The organism is Kribbella sp. NPDC056861, from assembly GCF_040687575.1.
In the GTDB taxonomy this organism is placed as follows: domain Bacteria; phylum Actinomycetota; class Actinomycetes; order Propionibacteriales; family Kribbellaceae; genus Kribbella.
Map to the genome: position 1 here is coordinate 1,098,862 of NZ_JBFBNQ010000001.1, position 18,562 is coordinate 1,117,423.

The 18,562-nt window shown below is 68.7% G+C and carries 21 protein-coding genes; 7 read left to right on the forward strand and 14 right to left on the reverse strand.

Features of this window, described 5'->3' with window-relative positions; genetic code table 11:
* The first annotated feature begins 79 nt into the window (after positions 1-79).
* On the forward strand, positions 80-1,204 hold the full coding sequence (locus tag AB0P21_RS04975; protein ID WP_363693754.1) for an acyl-CoA desaturase: 1,125 nt from the start codon (positions 80-82) through the stop codon (positions 1,202-1,204).
* Here AB0P21_RS04975 and AB0P21_RS04980 read toward each other — a convergent pair whose 3' ends face one another.
* Positions 1,205-1,783, reverse strand: coding sequence for a TetR/AcrR family transcriptional regulator (locus tag AB0P21_RS04980; RefSeq protein ID WP_363693755.1), 579 nt, complete (start codon positions 1,781-1,783; stop codon positions 1,205-1,207).
* Positions 1,784-1,862: 79 nt separating this feature from the next.
* Here AB0P21_RS04980 and AB0P21_RS04985 point away from each other — a divergent pair, with 79 nt between their 5' ends.
* Together AB0P21_RS04985 and AB0P21_RS04990 are read left to right on the forward strand one after the other, a co-directional pair.
* Positions 1,863-2,609 (forward strand): alpha/beta fold hydrolase, encoded by a 747-nt coding sequence (locus tag AB0P21_RS04985; protein ID WP_363693756.1) that lies wholly within the window; start codon positions 1,863-1,865, stop codon positions 2,607-2,609.
* Positions 2,610-2,627: 18 nt separating this feature from the next.
* The gene (locus AB0P21_RS04990) at positions 2,628-3,500 is read left to right on the forward strand and encodes a hypothetical protein (RefSeq protein ID WP_363693757.1); all 873 of its coding nucleotides are present in this window, start codon (positions 2,628-2,630) and stop codon (positions 3,498-3,500) included.
* On the opposite strand, the gene AB0P21_RS04995 is transcribed toward AB0P21_RS04990, so the two are convergent.
* The 3 genes from AB0P21_RS04995 to dapA all read right to left on the reverse strand — a co-directional run bounded on the left by AB0P21_RS04995 (position 3,442) and on the right by dapA (position 7,099).
* A complete protein-coding gene (locus AB0P21_RS04995; RefSeq protein WP_363693758.1) occupies positions 3,442-4,428 on the reverse strand; it encodes a LacI family DNA-binding transcriptional regulator in 987 nt (328 codons plus the stop codon). The genes AB0P21_RS04990 and AB0P21_RS04995 overlap by 59 nt on opposite strands.
* A 65-nt stretch (positions 4,429-4,493) precedes the next feature.
* On the reverse strand, positions 4,494-6,188 hold the full coding sequence (locus tag AB0P21_RS05000) for a ribonuclease J (RefSeq protein ID WP_363693759.1): 1,695 nt from the start codon (positions 6,186-6,188) through the stop codon (positions 4,494-4,496).
* Entirely contained in the window at positions 6,185-7,099 is a 915-nt protein-coding gene (gene dapA / locus AB0P21_RS05005; RefSeq protein ID WP_363693760.1) for a 4-hydroxy-tetrahydrodipicolinate synthase, read from the reverse strand. Before dapA ends, AB0P21_RS05000 begins: the two co-directional genes overlap by 4 nt.
* Positions 7,100-7,326: 227 nt before the next feature.
* Between dapA and AB0P21_RS05010 the strand changes: the two genes are divergently transcribed.
* On the forward strand, positions 7,327-7,845 hold the full coding sequence (locus tag AB0P21_RS05010; RefSeq protein WP_363693761.1) for a hypothetical protein: 519 nt from the start codon (positions 7,327-7,329) through the stop codon (positions 7,843-7,845).
* A 195-nt stretch (positions 7,846-8,040) separates the two neighbouring features.
* Here AB0P21_RS05010 and AB0P21_RS05015 read toward each other — a convergent pair whose 3' ends face one another.
* The 7 genes from AB0P21_RS05015 to paaA form a co-directional block, all read right to left on the reverse strand.
* Entirely contained in the window at positions 8,041-8,850 is an 810-nt protein-coding gene (locus AB0P21_RS05015) for a metal-dependent hydrolase (protein ID WP_363693762.1), read from the reverse strand.
* A gap of 100 nt (positions 8,851-8,950) precedes the next feature.
* Positions 8,951-10,501 carry an alpha/beta hydrolase gene (locus AB0P21_RS05020; RefSeq protein ID WP_363693763.1) on the reverse strand — a complete coding sequence of 517 codons (1,551 nt, stop codon included), beginning with the start codon at positions 10,499-10,501 and terminating at the stop codon, positions 8,951-8,953.
* 85 nt (positions 10,502-10,586) lie between these two features.
* Entirely contained in the window at positions 10,587-11,669 is a 1,083-nt protein-coding gene (gene paaE / locus AB0P21_RS05025; RefSeq protein WP_363693764.1) for a 1,2-phenylacetyl-CoA epoxidase subunit PaaE, read from the reverse strand.
* Between the two features lie 3 nt (positions 11,670-11,672).
* Positions 11,673-12,152, reverse strand: coding sequence for a 1,2-phenylacetyl-CoA epoxidase subunit PaaD (paaD, locus tag AB0P21_RS05030; RefSeq protein ID WP_363693765.1), 480 nt, complete (start codon positions 12,150-12,152; stop codon positions 11,673-11,675).
* Positions 12,146-12,886 (reverse strand): 1,2-phenylacetyl-CoA epoxidase subunit PaaC, encoded by a 741-nt coding sequence (paaC, locus tag AB0P21_RS05035; RefSeq protein WP_363693766.1) that lies wholly within the window; start codon positions 12,884-12,886, stop codon positions 12,146-12,148. The genes paaD and paaC overlap by 7 nt, the downstream gene beginning before the upstream one ends.
* A complete protein-coding gene (gene paaB, locus AB0P21_RS05040) occupies positions 12,883-13,161 on the reverse strand; it encodes a 1,2-phenylacetyl-CoA epoxidase subunit PaaB (RefSeq protein ID WP_363693767.1) in 279 nt (92 codons plus the stop codon). Before paaB ends, paaC begins: the two co-directional genes overlap by 4 nt.
* The gene (paaA, locus tag AB0P21_RS05045) at positions 13,158-14,087 is read right to left on the reverse strand and encodes a 1,2-phenylacetyl-CoA epoxidase subunit PaaA (RefSeq protein WP_363693768.1); all 930 of its coding nucleotides are present in this window, start codon (positions 14,085-14,087) and stop codon (positions 13,158-13,160) included. The genes paaB and paaA overlap by 4 nt, the downstream gene beginning before the upstream one ends.
* A 172-nt stretch (positions 14,088-14,259) precedes the next feature.
* Between paaA and AB0P21_RS05050 the strand changes: the two genes are divergently transcribed.
* Both AB0P21_RS05050 and AB0P21_RS05055 read left to right on the forward strand, forming a co-directional pair.
* Positions 14,260-15,447 (forward strand): DUF418 domain-containing protein, encoded by a 1,188-nt coding sequence (locus AB0P21_RS05050; protein WP_363693769.1) that lies wholly within the window; start codon positions 14,260-14,262, stop codon positions 15,445-15,447.
* Positions 15,448-15,533: 86 nt separating this feature from the next.
* Entirely contained in the window at positions 15,534-16,154 is a 621-nt protein-coding gene (locus AB0P21_RS05055; protein ID WP_363693771.1) for a GNAT family N-acetyltransferase, read from the forward strand.
* On the opposite strand, the gene AB0P21_RS05060 is transcribed toward AB0P21_RS05055, so the two are convergent.
* Positions 16,151-17,116 (reverse strand): helix-turn-helix domain-containing protein, encoded by a 966-nt coding sequence (locus AB0P21_RS05060; RefSeq protein ID WP_363693773.1) that lies wholly within the window; start codon positions 17,114-17,116, stop codon positions 16,151-16,153. The genes AB0P21_RS05055 and AB0P21_RS05060 overlap by 4 nt on opposite strands.
* Before the next feature lie 52 nt (positions 17,117-17,168).
* Here AB0P21_RS05060 and AB0P21_RS05065 point away from each other — a divergent pair, with 52 nt between their 5' ends.
* Positions 17,169-17,555 carry a cupin domain-containing protein gene (locus tag AB0P21_RS05065; RefSeq protein WP_363693774.1) on the forward strand — a complete coding sequence of 129 codons (387 nt, stop codon included), beginning with the start codon at positions 17,169-17,171 and terminating at the stop codon, positions 17,553-17,555.
* 1 nt (position 17,556) lies between these two features.
* Here the strand turns inward: AB0P21_RS05065 and AB0P21_RS05070 are convergent, their stop codons facing one another.
* Positions 17,557-17,994 carry a VOC family protein gene (locus tag AB0P21_RS05070; RefSeq protein ID WP_363693776.1) on the reverse strand — a complete coding sequence of 146 codons (438 nt, stop codon included), beginning with the start codon at positions 17,992-17,994 and terminating at the stop codon, positions 17,557-17,559.
* Positions 17,991-18,545, reverse strand: coding sequence for a DinB family protein (locus AB0P21_RS05075; RefSeq protein WP_363693778.1), 555 nt, complete (start codon positions 18,543-18,545; stop codon positions 17,991-17,993). The genes AB0P21_RS05070 and AB0P21_RS05075 overlap by 4 nt, the downstream gene beginning before the upstream one ends.
* Positions 18,546-18,562: the final 17 nt, after the last annotated feature.

The following is an 18,562-nucleotide window of genomic DNA, read 5'->3' on the forward strand; positions in this document are numbered from 1 at the left end:
GACTCCGGTTGCGAACTACCTCCCCGCGTGGTTCCGTTGGGGGCCACAGCCACTTTCTCGTGGCGCTGCCCTGGACCCGGTGGCGCATCTCGACCGATGCACTCCGGATGGGGCGTTCTCCTTGTCGCAACTGCTCGCCGAAGACCCGCACCCCCAAAGGCCGCAAGAGAAACACGCGAGCCTCTACAGCGACCTGCTGCGCACGGTCCGGGACCTGGGCCTGCTGCGACGCCGCTACGCCTACTACTGGACCCGGATCGGGCTGGTACTGCTCGCGCTGGGCGGCGTCATCACCGGCTTCATCCTGCTCGGCAACTCCTGGCTGCAGCTGCTGATGGCCGGCGCGCTCGCGCTGATCCTGGTCCAGGTCGCGTTCCTCAGCCACGACAGCGCGCACCGGCAGATCTTCGACTCCGCCACCTGGAACGACTGGACCGCGCGGATGCTGGCCGGCGGCCTCGCCGGGATGAGCATCACCTGGTGGAAGAACAAGCACAGCAAGCACCACAACGCGCCGAACCAGATCGGCAAGGACCCGGACATCGCGATCGGCGTGATCGCCTTCACCCCGGACCACGCCGACAGCCGCAAGAGCGGCTTCCTGAAGTGGTTCCAGGCCCGCCAGGGCTGGCTGTTCTTCCCGCTGCTGACACTGGAAGGCCTCAGCCTGCACGTGTCCAGCCTGCAGCACCTGTTCCGCCGCGGCGCGACCAAGGTGGAGCGGGTCGAGGCAGCGGTCGTCGTCTCGCGACTCGGCCTCTACGTCACCGCCCTGTACGTCGTACTGCCGTTCGGCAAGGCCAGCGCGTTCCTCGGTCTGCAGCTCGCCGTCTTCGGCGTCTGCCTCGGCGGCTCGTTCGCCCCGAACCACAAGGGCATGCCGCTGGTCCCCGCCACCATGAAAATCGACTTCCTTCGCCGTCAGGTGCTGATGTCGCGCAACATCCGCGGTGGCCCGATGGTCGACTTCGCGATGGGCGGCCTGAACTACCAGGTCGAGCACCACCTGTTCCCGAGCATGCCCCGGCCGACCCTGCGCCGGGTGCAGCCGATCGTGCGCGAGTACTGCGCACTGCACGGCGTGAAGTACACCGAGGTCGGCTTCCTCGAGTCGTACAAGGTCGTCGTCGACTACCTGAACAACGTCGGCATCCGCGCCCGCGACCCGTTCCAGTGCCCGCTGGTCAGCCTCTACCGCAAGTAACTAGCTCGACAGCAGTGGCAGGGCAGCGGCCAGCGCGTCATCGGCCGCCACCCTGCCCAGCGCGTGATGGTCGGCCATCACGGTCGCCCCTTGGAGCAGCATCAGCAACTGGCGCCCGATCCGGTCCGGGTCGGCGACCCCCGCCGCGGCCGCGATCTCCGTGAGCAGCGCCTGATAGCTGTCGAGGTGCTGGACCACCATGCTGCGCGCAGGCTCGAAATGCCGCTGGGTGGCCGCGTTCACGAGCGCGCAGCCGCGGTAGTTGGGCTGCTCGAACCACTCCCCCAGCACTGCGAACACCGCGGTCAGCTGGGCGACCGGGTCATCCCCGCCCGTCTGCGCCGCGCGCCGCAACCAGGCGTTGTTGCGGTCGCTGCGCGCCTGCAGGACGGCGGCGATCAGCCCGTCCTTCGAGCCGAAATGCCGGTACAGGGTCTCCTTCGAGGCTCCGACCGACGCGCAGAGCTCGGCGATTCCGACCCCGTCCAGACCTCGGTCGTAGAACACGACGGAGGCGGCCTCGAGCATCGCCGCACGGGTCCGTTCGGGATCGAGCGAGGTTCCTTTGGCGACCGGCATGGGATAGATGGTACCGATCGGCCCCATCTCTTGTTAGCGTTGCGATGGTACCGACCGGTTCGATCAAGCTGAGGTGCGAATGAAGCCTGCGAGCACAACCCCTTACCTCGTTTCCAGCGGTGGCCACGAGCTTCCCGGAGTACTGCATCTGCCGGCCGGCGACGGACCGCATCCGGCCGTCCTGCTGCTGCACGGCTTCCCGGGCTGGGAGTGCAACTTCGACCTCGCCCACGCGCTCCGCCGCGCCGGCTACGCCACCCTCGTCTTCCACTACCGCGGCTCCTGGGGAGCAGCCGGTGCCTGGTCATGGACCCACGCGTTGCAGGATGCCGCCGCCGCGACCACGACCCTGCGCCAGGACCCGCTGATCGATGCCGAGCGGCTGGCCGTCATCGGCCACAGCATGGGCGGGTTCGTCGCATTGCAGACCGCCGCGGCCGACCCGGCGATCCCCGTCGTGGCCTCCTTCGCAGGCTTCGACTTCGGGGCGGCCGCGACCGCGCCCGATTCCGACCAGTACGTCGAACCGTTCGACGGCGACCTCCTCCCGTTGCAGGGCACAAGCGGCCGGGCCCTGGTCGACGAAATGGTTGCCCATGGCCCGGAGTGGCGGCTGGCCGCGCTCGCGCCGCGACTCGCCGATCGCCAGGTCCTCCTGATCGGCGCGAGCCACGACAGCGCGGCCCCACCCAAGCTGCATCACCAGCCGCTGGTCGAGGCGTACCAGGCCGCCGAGCATCACCTCTGGCCCACTGACCACTCACTGTCGGACCATCGCGAAGAGCTGGCCGAGACGATGGTCGACTTTCTGAAGCGGAGGCTCTGAGCCCGTAGGGTGAGGCTCATGTGGTGGGGATTGCTTTGCGCGCTGGCAGCCGCTCTGGCCTATGGCCTGGCGACGGTGATGCAGTCCATGGCGGCGCAGGCAACACCAGGTGGGGACGGCGCGGTCGACCCACGTCTTCTCGTCCGGGTGATCGGGCAGTGGAAGTTCCTGGCCGGGATCGGGCTCGACCTACTCGGGTTCGGCTTCCAGCTCGCTGCTCTGCAGGTGCTGCCGCTCTTCGTGGTGCAGGCGGCGCTGGCTGCCAGCCTCGCGGTCACGGCGGTCGCAGCGCGCTTCCTCGGCGTACGGCTGGGTCGGCGTGAGTGGGCAGCTGTTGCTGCGGTCTGTGTCGGCCTTGGGCTGCTCGGGATGTCTGCAGAGAGCGAGGGCGTCCCGGACGTCGGCAACGGGCTGCGCTGGGGACTCGTCGGCGCCGTCGTACTGCTCGGCGCGATCGGGCTCTCCAGCGGATTCGCGCCACAGCGAATGCGAGCGCCGCTGCTGGGGCTGGTCGCCGGTCTGAGCTTCGGCGTGGTGGCGATCTCGGGGCGCATCATCCCGAGTCTCAAGCCGGTGGACCTGCTGACCGAGGTCGGCACCTACACCGCGATCGTCGCCGGGGCGTCGGCGATGCTGTTCCTCGCCTCAGCCCTGCAACGCGGCAGCGTGACGACGGCAACAGCGATGTTGGTCGTCGGCGAAACCGTCTTCCCCGCCGCCGTCGGCATCATCGCGCTCGGCGACCGCACCCGCCACGGGTACGTCGTACCGGCGGCGGCTGGGTTCGTCCTGGCGATCGTCGCCGCGTTGGCTCTCGCCCGCTACGGCGAGCTCAGCTCGACGGAGGAATCTCCCCCGAGCCGCGAATCGTCAACTTCACCGGCACCCTGACGGTCCGGCCCGGGCGATGCGGCTCGGGCAGCCGCTCGGTCATCAGCTGGATCGCGGTCCGCGCCATCACGTCGGCCGACTGCGTCACCGCGGTCAGTCCCGGGCTGAGCAGGTCACCGAGGGCCAGGTCGTCGAACGACACCAGGGCCACCCGGTCGCGGCGGCCGGCCATCCCCCGTAGTACCTCGGCGGTGGTCATGTTGTTGGCCGACAGGATCGCCGTCGCCGACTCAGGCCGATCCAGTACTGCGGACAGCGTGATCCCGATCCCCTCGGTGGTCGGCTCTGAGAGGTGCACCAGATCCTCGTCGACGTCGATCCGGTGCCGCGCCATCGCCGCCCGATAGGCGACCACGCGCTCGCGGGCCGTGAAGATCCGCTCGTCGTCACCGAGGTACGCGATCCGCCGGTGTCCCTGCCTGACCAGGTGATCGATCGCCTGGTCGATCCCCCCGGCGTTGTCGGCCAGTACTGCGTCCGCCTCGATCCCGTGCGCCGGCCGGTCGATCGTCACGACCGCCATCCCGGCGTCCACGTGCGGGGCCAGATAGTCCTGGGTCTCGCCGATCGGCGCCATGATCAGCGCATCTGGGCGCCGGGCAACGAACTCCAGGCAGACCGCCCGTTCGCGCTCGGGGTCCTCGTCGGTCAGGCCGATCATCACCACCGAGCCGCTGCCACGCGCCCACAGCTCGACCGCGCGGCCGAGCGAAGCGAAGAACGGGTCGCCGATGTCGCGGATGACGACCGCGATGGTGCCGGTCTTGCCGCGCCGCAGCATCCGGGCGCTCTCGTTCGGCGTGTAGTTCAGGTCCTTGATCGCGGCCTGGACCTTCGCGGTCAGCTCCGGGCTGACGTTCGGCTCCTCGTTGACCACCCGGGAGACGGTCTTCAGCGCCACGCCCGCCCGGGCCGCGACCTCTTTCATGGTGGGCCGACGCTGCCCGGCTCCATTCACACCAGTAATACTCACGACTGGCCCACCCCTCTGTATTAGGACTGCACGACGACCGGGATGATCATCGGCCGGCGACGATGCGTGTCGCTGACCCATTTACCGACCACGCGGCGGATGACCTGCTGCAACTGGTACATGTCGTCCACCCCGCTCCCGATCGCCTTGGCGATCTCTGCCTCGATCTTCGGCTTCAGGTCGTCGAAGACGGTGTCGTCCTCGGCGAACCCGCGTGCCTGGATCTCCGGCCCTGCGGTCAGTTTGCCGGTGACAGAGTCCATCACGGCGATCACCGAGATGAAACCCTCGTCGCCGAGAATCCTGCGGTCCTTCAGCTGGGTCTCGGTGATGTCGCCCACGGTGGAGCCGTCCACGAAGACGTAACCGCACTCGACCTTGCCCGCGATGACCACCTTGCCCGCGGCCAGATCGACCGCCACGCCGTCCTCGACCACCACCACACTGGCCTCCGGTACGCCGGTCTGCCGGGCCAGCTCGGCGTTCGCGTGCAGGTGCCGGATCTCGCCGTGCACCGGCATCACGTTGCGGGGCTTGACGATGTTGTAGCAGTAGAGCAGCTCGCCGGCCGAGGCGTGACCGGAGACGTGCACCAGGGCGTTGCCCTTGTGGATCACGTTCGCGCCGTGCCGGGTCAGGCCGTTGATCACCCGGAAGACCGAGTTCTCGTTGCCCGGGATCAGCGAGGAGGCCAGCACGACGGTGTCGCCGGGCTGGATCTGGACCACGTGGTGATCGTTGGCCGCGATCCGCGACAGCGCCGACATCGGCTCGCCCTGCGAACCGGTGGAGACCAGCACGACCTGCTCGGGCGGGTAGTTGTCCAGCTCGCGCATGTCGATCAGGGTGTCGCCGGGCACGGTCAGGAAGCCCAGGTCGCGAGCGACTGCCATGTTGCGGACCATCGAGCGGCCGACGTACGCGACCTTGCGCTTGTGCTTCACGGCCGCGTCCATCACCTGCTGGACCCGGTGCACGTGCGAGGCGAAGCAGGCCACGATGATGCGCTGGTTGGCCGCCTTGCTGAAGACGCCGTCGAGCACCGGCGCGATATCGCGCTCGTGGGTGGTGAAGCCGGGCACCTCGGAGTTGGTGGAGTCGACCATGAACAGGTCGACGCCCTCCTCGCCGAGCCGGGCGAAAGCGCGCAGGTCGGTGATCCGGTTGTCCAGCGGCAACTGGTCCATCTTGAAGTCACCGGTGTGCAGCACCAGGCCGGCCGGGGTCCGGATCGCCACCGCGAGCGCGTCCGGGATGGAGTGGTTGACCGCGACGAACTCGCACGCGAACGGGCCGAACTGCACCGTCTCGCCCTCGCGGACGGTCTGCAGCGGAACGTTGCGGTGCCGGTGCTCCTTGAGCTTGCCCTCGAGCAGCGCCAGGGTCAGCTGTGAGCCGACCACCGGGATGTCGCCGCGCTCGCGCAGCAGGTACGGCAGGCCGCCGATGTGGTCCTCGTGGCCGTGCGTCAGGACGACCGCCACGATGTCGTCCAAACGCTCCCGGATCGGCTGGAAGTCCGGGAGGATCAGGTCGACACCGGGCTGGTTCTCGTCCGGGAAGAGCACGCCGCAGTCGACGATCAGCAGCTTGCCGTCGTACTCGAAGACGGTCATGTTCCGGCCGACCTCACCGAGGCCGCCGAGCGGGATCACGCGCAGCGCGCCGGCCGCCAGTGGCGCCGGTGCCTGCAGATCAGGGTGCGGGTGGCTCATGCAATCAGTCCTGCCGTCTTGAGGTCGGTGGTGAGCCAGTCCACTTGCTCCCCGGTCGCCTCGACCAGCGGCGCGCGCAGCGTCGCGTGCTCGATCACACCGGCCAGCTTGAGCGCGGCCTTCACCATGATGGCGCCCTGGGTCCGGGTCATGATCGCCTCGACGGCGGGCACCAGTTGCCGGTCGATCCGCTGCGCCGTCGCGAGGTCACCCGCGACCACCGCGTCGATCAACTGCCGGTACTGCGGACTGGCGACGTGCCCGACGACGCTGGCGATCCCGACCGCGCCCATCGCCAGCCAGGCGAGGTTCAGCTCGTCGGCGCCGCAGTAGTAGAACAGATCGGAGTTGGCCAGCACCTTCGTCGAGGCGGCGACATCGCCCTTGGCGTCCTTCACCGCGACGATCCGCGGGTGCTCGGCCAGCGCGAGCAGTGTTTCGGTGGTGATCGGCACCCCGGCCCGGCCGGGGATGTCGTAGGCCATCACGGGCAGACCGGTGGCGTCGGCGATGGTGGTGAAGTGCAGCTTGATGCCCTCTTGCGGCGGCTTGTTGTAGTACGGCGTGACGACCAGCAGGCCGTGCGCGCCGGCAGCCTCGGCGGCCTTCGCGGACTCCACGCTGTGCGCGGTGTTGTTCGAGCCGACCCCGGTGACGACCTTCGCGCGGTCGCCGACCGCCTCGAGCGTGGCGCGGATGATCAGCACCTTCTCGGCATCGGTGGTGGTCGGCGCCTCACCCGTGGTGCCGTTCACGATCAGGGAATCGTTGCCCTCGTCGACCAGCTTGGTGGCGACCTGCTGGGCGGCGTCGAGATCGAGCGAGCCGTCAGGCCGGAACGGGGTGATCATCGCCGTGGTCAGCCGGCCAAAAGGAAGGGCCGTGGCGGCGGAAGGTGCGGGAGAGGACATGGAGCTCAGATTACCGCTCCCAGGCCTCAGGAAATGAGTAGGCCTCGTGGCTGTCCGCTCGGGGGTCCGGGCAGCCACGAGGCTCACTCGTCCTATCGGTGCCGCACCCGTGGTCGTTACAGCTTCCACCAAAAAAATCCGAAAAACTTCCTGGAAACACTCTCCGTAGGCATCTCATCACTCTTCGTCCATTATTTCGTGACTTCCGGAGCAGATAGCCTCCTCCGGTGACCACCACGAGGCCGCCCGCCGCCGCTCTGAAGTTCCTGACCCAAGCGATGATCTACCCGATCCCGTTCATCACCGTCGCGCTGTGGTTCGTGCTGGCCGACGGCGGCCACTCCGAGCTGCCCGGCGGCTGGGAGCCGATCGTCGTCGCCGTGCTGGCCGCCGGCGCCTACTCGTACTGCGAACTCGCCGGCTTCCGCACCCAGCCACTCGGCCCGGGCGGCACCCCCGACGCGATCGAGAAGCAGTCGTGGCAGCGCTTCTCCACCTCGACCCTGCTGCGCTTCGCGATCTGCGAGTCGGTCTTCTTCGTCGGGATCGCACTCGGCTTCGTGGCCCAGAGCTACTGGCTGGTGCTGCTCGGCGGCGTGCTGACCTTGGCGCTGGTCGGCTGGGAGGCCTGGCCGTCGCTGCGCAACCAACGCCGATTCGCCGCGTCGCTGGAGGCTGCCGGCCACCCGTCGTACCTGCTCGGTCGCGCTCAGGATGTGCTCGGCCGGCCGCAGGACCTGCGCTAGACGTCTGGTTCTTGCCATGCCGGATTTGGACACCGGGTTCGAGGGCCAACCGGGCCACCGGCGGGTGAGACTAACTGCAGGACAGTGACTGTCCGAAGGCGTGCTTCCAGCTGGTCCGCCCCTGAAGCGACCAGCTGATTTCCCCGAGGGTGGTGCGTCGCCGCTGGACCCTACTGCGGCGCACCACCCTCCCCCTCAGGAACCGTCCGCGATCCAGACCGAGGTGGTCGACAGGATCGCGTTGTAGAGGTTCTCGGCGATCGCCATCCCGCCGGGGAGCAGCAGCACCCCGGCGATGACCAGGGCGGGAGCGATCAGCAGGTTCTCGACCCAGCCGCCGGTCCGGAACCGCAGGAGCCGCGGCAGGCGAATCTCGTACCAGGTCTCGCCGCGGATCGGCAGCGGCCACAACCACGGGCATCCCGACTTGGTCAGGCTGTCGCCCAGGCAGTGCACGAACATGCCGACAGCAACGGCCACCCCGATCCAGCTGCCGATGCTGTCCAGCCCCGCATGCAGGTTGTGAGCAGCAGACTCCCCCGGCAACCAAGTGCCCGCGATCGTCCAGGCGCCCGCGGCGAGCACCAGCGTCAACACCCAGTCGCCCAGCGCATCAGCAGCCAGGATCAACCCGAGCAAAGCCACCGCCAGTACTGCGCGCCAACCACCGGCCGCACCAGCGCTCGACGTAGCCATGCCGAGCAGGATCGCCGCCGCCAGCGTGTGACTCGCATGCCGGTGCTGACCAGTGCCGTCCTCGTCGCGTGGTCCCTTGGTCAGCGAGTACAGCAAGCTCGAGAACGCGCGGACCACACTCGACACGAACCCGGTCAGCGGCCCGAGCAACCGGGACGCACCCGCGCCCGGGTGATCGAGATCCGGCAACAGCGCATAGCCCGCGGTCGCGGCGGCGAACGGAACCACCTCCGCCACCGAGGTCAGGCCGACCATCGGCGCGACGGCCAACCCGGCAACCCAGCCGGACAACGCATGCGAACGCCCCATCACGGCGCCCCACCCCCATCAGTCGTGAGCGCTGATTCTTTCAGCGCCCGCCGACAGTTCCGGGAAGCCACACGGAGCGACCTTCAGCGCACGCGATCGCTCACCGCCATCGCAGGACGGGTCTGGTGCCGGCCAGCGGTTCGGTGCCTTCGCCGAACGGGATGCCCTCGACCTGGCAGACCGTCCCGGCCGCCGGCAGCGCACCGGTCAGCAGGTAGGCGCTGGCTTTCGCATCGGCACAGCTCGAGGTGAACAGCGAGGTATGACCCCAGCCGTTGACGGTCAGGAGCCGGGCGTTGCCGAGAAGCTTCGAAGTGCTCACCGCCTGCTCGTACGGGGTCGCGGGATCCCAGCGTTGGCCGATCACCAGCACCGGATTGACGGTGCGCTGGGTGAAAGGCCCGAGGTAGCGGTCGCTGTCGTGACCCGGCCAGTCGGCGCAGACGCTCGCCGACCAGTTCCACGCGCGGCCGAAGTACGGCCACTTGCGATCAGCGGCATGGGCTGCGTTCGCCCAGGCGGAGGGGTGGGCCGGCTTCAGCGCGTCCGTGCACCAGACGCCGTTGAAGCCTTCACTGCTTGGGAAGTACGGCGTACCGGCAAGCGCTTTGCTCAGCTGCGGAACCGATCCGGACCCGACAGCGTGGAGGTACCTGGCCAGTACGTGGTAGGTCGCTGAGGAGTGCAGATTGTTGAGAGTCTCGGTCACCAGGTCGGCGTAGGTGACTCGCGAACCGTCCGGGAGTTCAACTGGCTTCCTGCGCAGCCGGGCCGCGAGGGCGTCGTACCGGGCCTTCGAGTGGCCGCCGCCGAAGACGCACCTCGGCCCGCCGGCGTCGCAGAGTTGGAAGAACTGCAGCAGCGACTGGTACGACCCTTGTTCGCTGTGCACCCGGGACTCCGGTGACTTGGTCAGCCACTCGAGCCCGCGGCCGGTCGCGACCGTGACCGGATCGAGGATGCCGTCGATGATCACCGCGCGGACCTTGGTGGGAAACAGGTTCGCGTAGACCGAGCCGATGTAGCTGCCGTACGAGAAGCCGGCGTAGGTCAGCTGCTGGTCACCGACCGCGGCGCGCAGCCGGTCCAGGTCCCGGGCGACGTTGGCGGTGGACATGTGGTTGATGATCGGCCCGGCGTACTTCCGGCACGACCTGGTGTAGGCGCGGTCGAAGCCGACCCACGCGCGCTCCTCGGCCGCAGTGACCGGGAACGCGAACGGCGCCTTGACCGCGTCGGCCTGCTCCTGGGTCTGGAAGCAGGTCAGCGGCGAGCTGCGCCCGACTCCACGCGGGTCGAAGCCGATCAGGTCGAAGCGCGCCCGGACCTCGTCGGAGTACAGCCACGGGCCGAGGCCCTGGACGAACTCGGTGCCCGATCCGCCCGGGCCGCCGGGGTTCAGGAACAGCGAGCCGATCCGGCGCTCCGGGTCCGTGGCCTTCAGCCGGGACAGCGCGATCGGGATCTTCGGACCGCTCGGGTCGTCGTAGTCCAGCGGCACCTCGACCGTCGCGCAGTCGTACTCCGGGAACAACTCGCTGCAAAGCTCCCAGGCGATCGGCCGGCTGGATCCAGCGGCCGCCGGCATCGTGATCAGGAGGCCTGCAACGAGTGCGCCGAGCGTGGCCAACGTCGTCCAGCGTCGTGACATCCGCGGCCCCCAAGGCTCAAGAAGCTGAGCCGAGGATTCTTCCCCAAGCAGGAGCTCCGTGGAGCGCGTCTGCAGCTTCCTGCAATCAGGCGTCGAAGTCGAGCGTGACCTTGTCGCTGGTCGGGTGCGACTGGCAGGTCAGCACGTAGCCGGCCCGGATCTCGTCCGGTTCGAGCGCCCAGTTGGTGTCCATCCGGACCGTGCCCTCGACGACCTTCGCCCGGCAGGTGCCGCACACGCCGCCCTTGCAGGCGAACGGAGCATCCGACCGTACTGCGAGCGTCGCGTCCAGCACCGCCTTCGCGTGCTCCCCCAGCGGGAACGTCGAGCGGCGGCCGTCCAGGATCACCGTGACCTCGGCCGCCTCCGCGTCCGTGACCGTCTCCTCGACCCGAGCCACCGGGGCCTCGTCGCCGACATGGAACAACTCGGCGTGGATGCGCTCGCGCGGCACCTGCTGGTCGATCAGCAACTCCTGCGCGCCGACGACCATCGCGTACGGCCCGCAGAGGAACCACTCGTCGACCGACTGCACCGGCAGGATGGTGGCGATCATCCGGCCCAGCCGCTCGCTGTCGATCCGCCCGTTGAACAGCTCGACCTCCGTCGACTCGCGCGACAGCACGTGCACCAGGTGCAGGCGCTCGGCGTACACGTCCTTCAGGTCGGCGAGATCGTCGGCGAACATCACCGAGCCCGCCGTGCGGTTCCCGTAGAGCAAGGTGACGCGGCTCTGCGGCTCGACCTTGAGGATGGTCGCGACCAGGGAGAGCACCGGGGTGATCCCGCTGCCGGCCGCGACGAAGGCGTAGTGCTTCGCGTTCGCGGGGTCGAGCGGTGTGCCGAACCGGCCCAGCGGCGTCATCACGTCGATCGTGTCGCCGACCTTCAGCCCAGCGGCGGCGTACGACGAGAACTCGCCGCCTGGGATCCGCTTGACCGCGATCCGCAGTACGCCGGACCCGGCCGGCGAGCAGATCGAGTAGCTGCGCCGGAGGTCCTCCCCCGGCCGCCGCACGGTCAGGTGCTGGCCCGCGGCGAACTCGTACTCCGCCGCGAGCTCTGCCGGGACGTCGAACGTGATCGCGACCGAGTCGTCGGTCAGCACCTCGATCGCCTGGACCTGCAACGGGTGGAAGGTGGCGCGGCGCCTGGTCATCGTCGTCATCGTTCAGATCACCTTGAAATGGTCAAAGGGCTCGCGGCAGGAGTTGCACCGCCACAGCGACTTGCAGGACGTGGACCCGAACCGGCTCAGCTCGCTCGTGTCGGGCGACCCACACAGCGGGCAGCGCAGCGTGAGGTTCAGCGACACCGGTCCCCCGACGGCCCGGCGACCGGTCGGCGGCGCGATCCCGTACTCCGTCAGCTTGGCCTTGCCCTCGTCGCTCATCCAGTCCGTGGTCCAGGCCGGCGACAACACCGTCTCGACCCGGCCCTTCAAGTGCAGCGAACTGAGGGTCAGCTCGACCTCGTGCTTGATCAGGTCCATCGCCGGGCAGCCGGAGTACGTCGGGGTGATCGTGACGACCACCTCGTCGCCCTCGTGCCGGACACCGCGCAGTACGCCGAGGTCGGCGATCGTCAGCACCGGCACCTCGGGGTCCGCGACCTCGCCGACCGCCGCCATGATCGCGGTGTCGGTCACCATGAGGCACCCGGATGAGCGCGCGCGATGTGCTGCAGCTCGGCCAGCAGGAAACCGAAGTGCTCGGTGTGACGACCATCGCGTCCACCGCTGTGCTGGTACGACGAGGTCGGCCGCTCGCAGGTCGACTCGTCGATCACCTGCGTGACCCGGCTCAGCCACTGCTCTTCCAGCGTCGACGGATCGACCGCGACGTCGAGCCGCTGCACCAACTCGTCGGAGGCGAACAGTTCCGCCGTGTACGGCCACATCGCGTCCAGGCCGGCCTGCATGCGCCGGTGGCTCTCCTCGGTGCCGTCGCCGAGGCGCAGGACCCACTGGGTGGCGTGGTCGACGTGGTACGCGACCTCCTTCACCGCCTTGCCCGCGACACCTGCGAGGGTCTCGTCGGCGCAGCCGCGCAGCTCCTCGTAGAGCAGATGCTGGTACGTCGCGAAGTACAGCAGCCGGGCGATGCTCTGCGCGAAGTCGCCGTTCGGCAGCTCGCACAGCTGCGCGTTGAGGAACGCGCGCTCGTCGCGGAAGTAGGCGAGGTCGTCCTCGGACCGGCCGGCGCCCTCGACCACCCCGGCGTACTGGAGCAGCGAGCGGGCCTGACCCAGCTGGTCGAGACCGATGTTGCCCAGAGCAACGTCTTCCTCGAGCTGCGGGGCAGCCGCGATCCACTCGGCGGTCCGCTGCGCCGAGATCAGCGCGTCGTCACCGAGCCGGAGCGTGTAGGTGAAGAGGTCGTTCACAGGTGCTCGACGCCTTCCGGGACCGTGTAGAAGGTCGGGTGCCGGTAGACCTTGTCGCCGGCCGGGTCGAAGAACTCGTCCTTCTCGTCCGGGCTCGACGCGGTGATGTCGGTGGCCGGGACGACCCAGATCGAGACACCCTCCTGCCGACGGGTGTAGACGTCGCGCGCGTTGCGCAGCGCCATCGTGGCGTCCGGCGCGTGCAGGCTGCCGACGTGCACGTGCGACAGGCCCCGGCGGGACCGGACGAAGACCTCCCAGAGCGGCTCGATCATGCTGCACTCCCCTGCGCCTTGGCGGCCTGCTTCTCGGCGTACGCCGCCGCGGCCTCGCGGACCCAGGCGCCGTCCTCGTGTGCCTTGACCCGGTGCGCCAGCCGCTGCTGGTTGCACGGACCGTTGCCCTTGACAACTTCATAGAGCTCGGTGAAGTCCGGCTCGGTGAAGCTGTAGTGCCCGGTCGCCTCGTCGTGGCGCAGGTCGTCGTCGGGCACCCGCAGGCCCAGCACGTCGGCCTGCGGCACGGTCATGTCGACGAAGCGCTGCCGCAGCTCGTCGTTGCTGTGCCGCTTGATCCCCCACGCCATCGACTGCTCCGAGTGGGTCGAGCTCGCGTCCGGCGGGCCGAACATCATCAGGCTCGGCCACCACCAGCGGTTCAGCGCGTCCTGCGCCATCTCCTGCTGCGCCTCGGTGCCGTTGCACAGCGTGTGCAGGATCTCGAACCCCTGCCGCTGGTGGAACGACTCCTCCTTGCAGACCCGCACCATCGCCCGCGCGTACGGACCGTACGAACAGCGGCACAGCGGCACCTGGTTGACGATCGCGGCGCCGTCGACCAGCCAGCCGATCGCGCCGATGTCGGCCCAGGTCAGGGTCGGATAGTTGAAGATGCTGGAGTACTTCTGCCGGCCGGCGTGCAGCAGGTCGAGCAGCTCGGCGCGGTCGACGCCGAGGGTCTCGGCGGCGGCGTACAGGTAGAGGCCGTGACCGGCCTCGTCCTGGACCTTCGCCATCAGGATCGCCTTGCGGCGCAGTGACGGCGCGCGGCTGATCCAGTTGCCCTCGGGCTGCATGCCGATGATCTCGGAGTGCGCGTGCTGTGCGATCTGCCGGATCAGGGTCTTGCGGTACCCGTCGGGCATCGCGTCGCGCGGCTCGATCCGGCCGTCGGCGTCGATCGTCGCCTGGAAGCTGTCCATGCGCCCGAGCATAGCCGACTTGTGACACTTAGTCTGCTGATCGCACAAGAAGTGTCACAAGTGGTGCTAGCACCACCCCGGAAGTGGAGTCAGGCCGCTGGGTCGGCGACCGGCGGGAGAGCAGGATCTAGGACAACAGCTCAACCCCTCCACAGTTTTAAGGACGCCTCCCATGACCACGACACTGATCGCGACGGACCACCGGGGCCCGGTCACCGGCGCGGAGCGAGCGCTGGCGCCGGACCTGATCCGCGGCGGGATGCTGCTGCTGATCGGGCTGGCGAACGCCGCCAACTTCGCCTTCGCCGGCCAGCCCGGCCTGAACGGCAGCCCGCACGGGCTGGAAAGAATCCTCAACTTCCTGAAGATCACCCTGGTGGACGCCCGGGCGTACCCGGTCTTCGCCGTCATGTTCGGCTACGGCCTGGTCCAGCTGGCCCGCCGCCAGCGCAACTCGGGCACCACGGCGAGCGGCGTACGGAAGATCCTGCTGAAGCGGAACGCCTGGCTGGTCGCCTTCGGGCTGGTGCACGCCACCTTGCTGTACTTCGGTGACTTCCTCGGCGCGTACGGGCTGGTCGGCATCGTCTGCACACTGGTGCTGCTCAACCGCGGCGACCGGTTCCACAAGATCGTCCTGTGGATCTGGGGAGCCCAGGTCGTCTACGTACTGGTAGCGGCAGCCCTGACCGTGCTGGCCACCGTCAACAGCTCCGGCCCGGCGCACGTGATGACCAACAGCCCGAACCCCTCGCTGGGCGCCACCAACTACTGGTCGAGCATGGTCGATCGGCTGCACGAGTACCCGGCGCACACTGCCTTCGTGCTCGGCTTCGTCGTGATCGTCTGGCTCGGCATCTGGGCCGCCCGTAAGCAGGTGCTGGAGAACCCGGCAGCGCACAAGACCCTGCTGACTCGCGTCGCCGTGGTCGCCATGAGCATCACCTTCCTCGGCGGCCTGCCGCAGGCTCTGGTCGCCGCCGGCTGGCTGCACGTCGACGAGGCCGCGATGAGCAAGATGGAGTTCCTGCACAACCTCAGCGGCCAGTACGGCGGCCCGGGCTACATCGCCCTCTTCGCTCTGCTGGTGATCCGGATCAACAAGACCAGCCTGCCGGTCCAGGCCATCTCCGCACTCGGTCAGCGGTCGCTGTCGGGCTACTTGTTCCAGTCGGTCTCCTGGATGATCCTGCTGGCGCCCTTCACCCTCAACCTGGGCGACCGGTTCGGCAACACCGCCTACACCGCTGCCGGGGCCGCAGTACTGGTCTGGACGATCTCGGTGATCGCCGCCTACCAGATGAAGAAGCGCTCGTACCGCGGCCCGGCCGAGACGCTGCTCCGCAAGCTCACCTACTGAGCTTTTCCGCACCGCCTTCGGCAGGACACCTCCCCGACGGGTGTCCTGCCGAAGGCCTTTGTCGGGGGCTTTGAAAGGATGCCGGTATGAATCACGACGACCTCGGTGTGCCGGAACCGGAAAGCCTGACCGCGATGGGCGCTGCCGAGGAGCCGATCGCCGAGTCGAGTGTGCGGCTGGCGTTGCCGGCCGAGGCGGAGGCGATCGGCGAGATCCAGGTCGCCGCCTGGCGTCGCGCGTACGACGGACTGCTGCCGGCCGAGGTGCTCGCCGACCTCGACGCGGCCCAGTTCGCCGCCCAGTGGCGGGCCGCGCTGATCGCTCCGGGCGAGGCGCGCAACCGGGTGATGGTCGCGCTGGCCGGCCGGACGCTGGTCGGCTTCGCCGCGATCACCGCCTCCGACGACCCTGACTCCGACCCGCGCCACGACGCGCTGGTCGCCGAGCTGGCGGTCGACCCCGAGGCGACCCGGGCCGGACACGGCTCGCGGCTGCTCAACGCGGTCGTCGACACGATCCGCGCCGACGGCTTCCGTCGGGTCACGGTCTGGATCAACTCGACCGACGACGTACTGCGGAGCTTCTACACCGACTCCGGCTGGGCGGCCGATGGCGCGCACCGCGAGCTCGACCTGTATGGCGACGGCACGGTCCGGGTGAAGCAGATCCGGCTGCACACCGACCCGTCGGCCGAGGAAGACGCCTAGAGCTTCAACGCGAACCGGCGGCGATAGTCGCTGGGTGTCAGACCGGTACGCCGCCTGAGCTGGATCCGCAGGTTGGTCGCCGTCCCGAGCCCGCAGTTCCTCGCGACCGCGTCCAGCCTGATCTCGCCTGCCTCCAGGAGTCTGCAGGCCAGGGCGACTCGCTCGGCCGTGAGCCAGGCGAGCGGAGTCGTGCCGAGCTCGGACTGGAAGCGGCGATGGAGTGTCGCCTGGCTCATCGCCGCCTGAGTGGCGATCTCGGCGATCGTGAGCGGGGCGGCGAGCCGCTCCTGGATCCAGCTGAGCAGCGGCGCCAACGAAGTGTCCGCGACAGGTGGCAACGGTTGGTCGATGAACTGGCGTTGGCCGCCGTCGCGATGCGCGGTGTAAACGAGTCGGCGGCTGACGGCGTTCGCGACCTCGGCGCCGTGGTCGCGCCGGATCAGGTGAAGGCCGAGGTCGAGCGCCGCCGCGCTCCCGGCGGCGGTCAGAATGTTGCCGTCGTCAACGAACAGCACGTCGGGCTGCAGCAGCACGTCGGGGTACATCGTGCTGAACAGCTCGGCCCAGCGCCAGTGCGTGGTCGCCCTGCGCCCATCGAGCACGCCGGCGGCGGCCAGGGTGAAGGCGCCGGTGCAGAAACTGACCAGCCTCGCGCCGCGCGCGGCAGCCCGGCGTACGGCGTCGAGGACGGCGGGCGACGGCGGCACTTCGGGGTCGGGACGGTTCGGCACGATCACGGTGTCCGCGTCGTCGACCTGCTCCAGGCCGCCGACTCCGGTCAGAGTGAAGAAGCCGTTGTGCATGGCGATCGCGGGCTCCGACGTACAAAGGACCAGCTCGTACCACTCACGGTCCAGCTCGGGGCGGCGCAGGCCGAACAACTCCGTCGCGACGCCGAGCTCGAACGGGTTGGAGCCCGCGTCGACGATCACCGCGACCCGGTGCGAGGATTCTTTCGACATACGCCATTTCTAGCACTCACCACACGGCGGCGCATCCGGTCACGCTGGTGACGTGACCAACGAACCGATCGACCTGCGCGCCGTCCTGACCACCTTCGACGAGCTCTGGAGCCCCCGGATCGCCGCCCGGATCAACGACTACGACGTCCGGGTGACGCATGTGAAGGGCGCCTACATCTGGCACGTCCACGACACCACCGACGAACTCTTCCTGGTCCTCGAAGGCCATCTCGACATCGGTATCCGAGACCCTGACGAACGCACCGTCTCACTCCCGGCCGGGTCCCTCTTCGTCGTTCCGAAGGGGATCTACCACTGCCCGTCTTCCGACCAAGGCGCCCAGATCCTGGTCATCGACCCAGCCGGCACCCCCACCACCGGCGACACCCACGACGCACTCCCCGACCACATCAAGACCCACACGGGCCTCGAGCTCTGACTCAGGCCACGCAGAACTCGTTGCCTTCGGGGTCCTGCAACACGAGATGGAGGTCGTCCGGATCCTCCGGTCGCTGGATGATCGTGGCGCCGAGGGCTGTCAGGCGGGCGGCTTCCTCCTGGATCCTGCTGCGGCGCGCGTCGCCCGACAGCCCGGGTGCGACCTTGATGTCGAGGTGCAGGCGGTTCTTGCCTGCCTTCGGCTCCGGGACCTTGAGGAAGAAGATGTCCGGGCGGTCGCGGACCTTGTCGACCAGCGTGCGACCGGTAGGACGCTGCTCGACCGGAATACCTTGTGCGTCGGCCCAGGCGTCCCAGCTGGTGAAGCCGTCCGGGACCGGCATCGGGAAGTCGTAGTCGCCGAGGGCTTCCCGCCAGAAGCCGGCCACCAGGTCGGGGTCGGCGCAGTCGAAGACGATGTGCAGGTCGAAGGCGGTCATCGGCCCTCCTGGTTGGCGCGGTAGAGGTCGCGGAGCAGGCAGATCTCGCCGCCGTGGTGCATCGTCTCGCGGTTGAGGTGGACGATCAGGGCGAGCATCGAGTCGTCGGCGAAGGGGCCGCCGTCCGGGCCAAGCGGCTTGGCCAGGCCGGCGTCGTTGAGGCTTCTGATCGCATCGCGCCACTTGCCGTACCAGTGGTCGAGGAACGCCAGCCCAGCATCGGCGGTGATCGGCAGGTCGGACGGCACGTGCCGCGGGTCGAACATCGGCGCATCGATCGTGTCGTCGAAGAAGGTGCTGTGCCGTACGGCGAAGCAGCCCATCGCGATGTGCACCAGCCGCCAGGCGATCGTCGGCACCGGGAGCGGCGAGGGCGGCGACGCTTCCCCATCGACCACGACCTTGCCGTTGCTGTCAGGATGCACCGTCCAGCTGGGCTGCGCCGGCGCCCACTGGTACTCCTCGTCGGTCAGCCCTTCCAGCCTCGGTCGCAGATGGAAGTCCCAGTAGAACTCCAGCTGCCCGATCACCAACTCGCCACAATCACCCATGCGCAGACGATAGAACC

Coding starts and splice junctions, on each gene's coding strand:
- paaB (WP_363693767.1), bottom strand. CDS start 13,161: ATGATCGAGCCGCTCTGGGAGGTCTTCGTCCGGTCCCGCCGGGGCCTG.
- AB0P21_RS05000 (WP_363693759.1), bottom strand. CDS start 6,188: ATGAGCCACCCGCACCCTGATCTGCAGGCACCGGCGCCACTGGCGGCC.
- AB0P21_RS05055 (WP_363693771.1), top strand. CDS start 15,534: ATGAATCACGACGACCTCGGTGTGCCGGAACCGGAAAGCCTGACCGCG.
- paaD (WP_363693765.1), bottom strand. CDS start 12,152: ATGGTGACCGACACCGCGATCATGGCGGCGGTCGGCGAGGTCGCGGAC.
- AB0P21_RS05020 (WP_363693763.1), bottom strand. CDS start 10,501: ATGTCACGACGCTGGACGACGTTGGCCACGCTCGGCGCACTCGTTGCA.
- AB0P21_RS04990 (WP_363693757.1), top strand. CDS start 2,628: ATGTGGTGGGGATTGCTTTGCGCGCTGGCAGCCGCTCTGGCCTATGGC.
- AB0P21_RS04985 (WP_363693756.1), top strand. CDS start 1,863: ATGAAGCCTGCGAGCACAACCCCTTACCTCGTTTCCAGCGGTGGCCAC.
- AB0P21_RS05050 (WP_363693769.1), top strand. CDS start 14,260: ATGACCACGACACTGATCGCGACGGACCACCGGGGCCCGGTCACCGGC.
- paaA (WP_363693768.1), bottom strand. CDS start 14,087: ATGGACAGCTTCCAGGCGACGATCGACGCCGACGGCCGGATCGAGCCG.
- AB0P21_RS04995 (WP_363693758.1), bottom strand. CDS start 4,428: ATGAAAGAGGTCGCGGCCCGGGCGGGCGTGGCGCTGAAGACCGTCTCC.
- AB0P21_RS05060 (WP_363693773.1), bottom strand. CDS start 17,116: ATGTCGAAAGAATCCTCGCACCGGGTCGCGGTGATCGTCGACGCGGGC.
- AB0P21_RS05075 (WP_363693778.1), bottom strand. CDS start 18,545: ATGGGTGATTGTGGCGAGTTGGTGATCGGGCAGCTGGAGTTCTACTGG.
- AB0P21_RS05015 (WP_363693762.1), bottom strand. CDS start 8,850: ATGGGGCGTTCGCATGCGTTGTCCGGCTGGGTTGCCGGGTTGGCCGTC.
- AB0P21_RS05070 (WP_363693776.1), bottom strand. CDS start 17,994: ATGACCGCCTTCGACCTGCACATCGTCTTCGACTGCGCCGACCCCGAC.
- paaE (WP_363693764.1), bottom strand. CDS start 11,669: ATGACGACGATGACCAGGCGCCGCGCCACCTTCCACCCGTTGCAGGTC.
- AB0P21_RS04980 (WP_363693755.1), bottom strand. CDS start 1,783: ATGCCGGTCGCCAAAGGAACCTCGCTCGATCCCGAACGGACCCGTGCG.
- dapA (WP_363693760.1), bottom strand. CDS start 7,099: ATGTCCTCTCCCGCACCTTCCGCCGCCACGGCCCTTCCTTTTGGCCGG.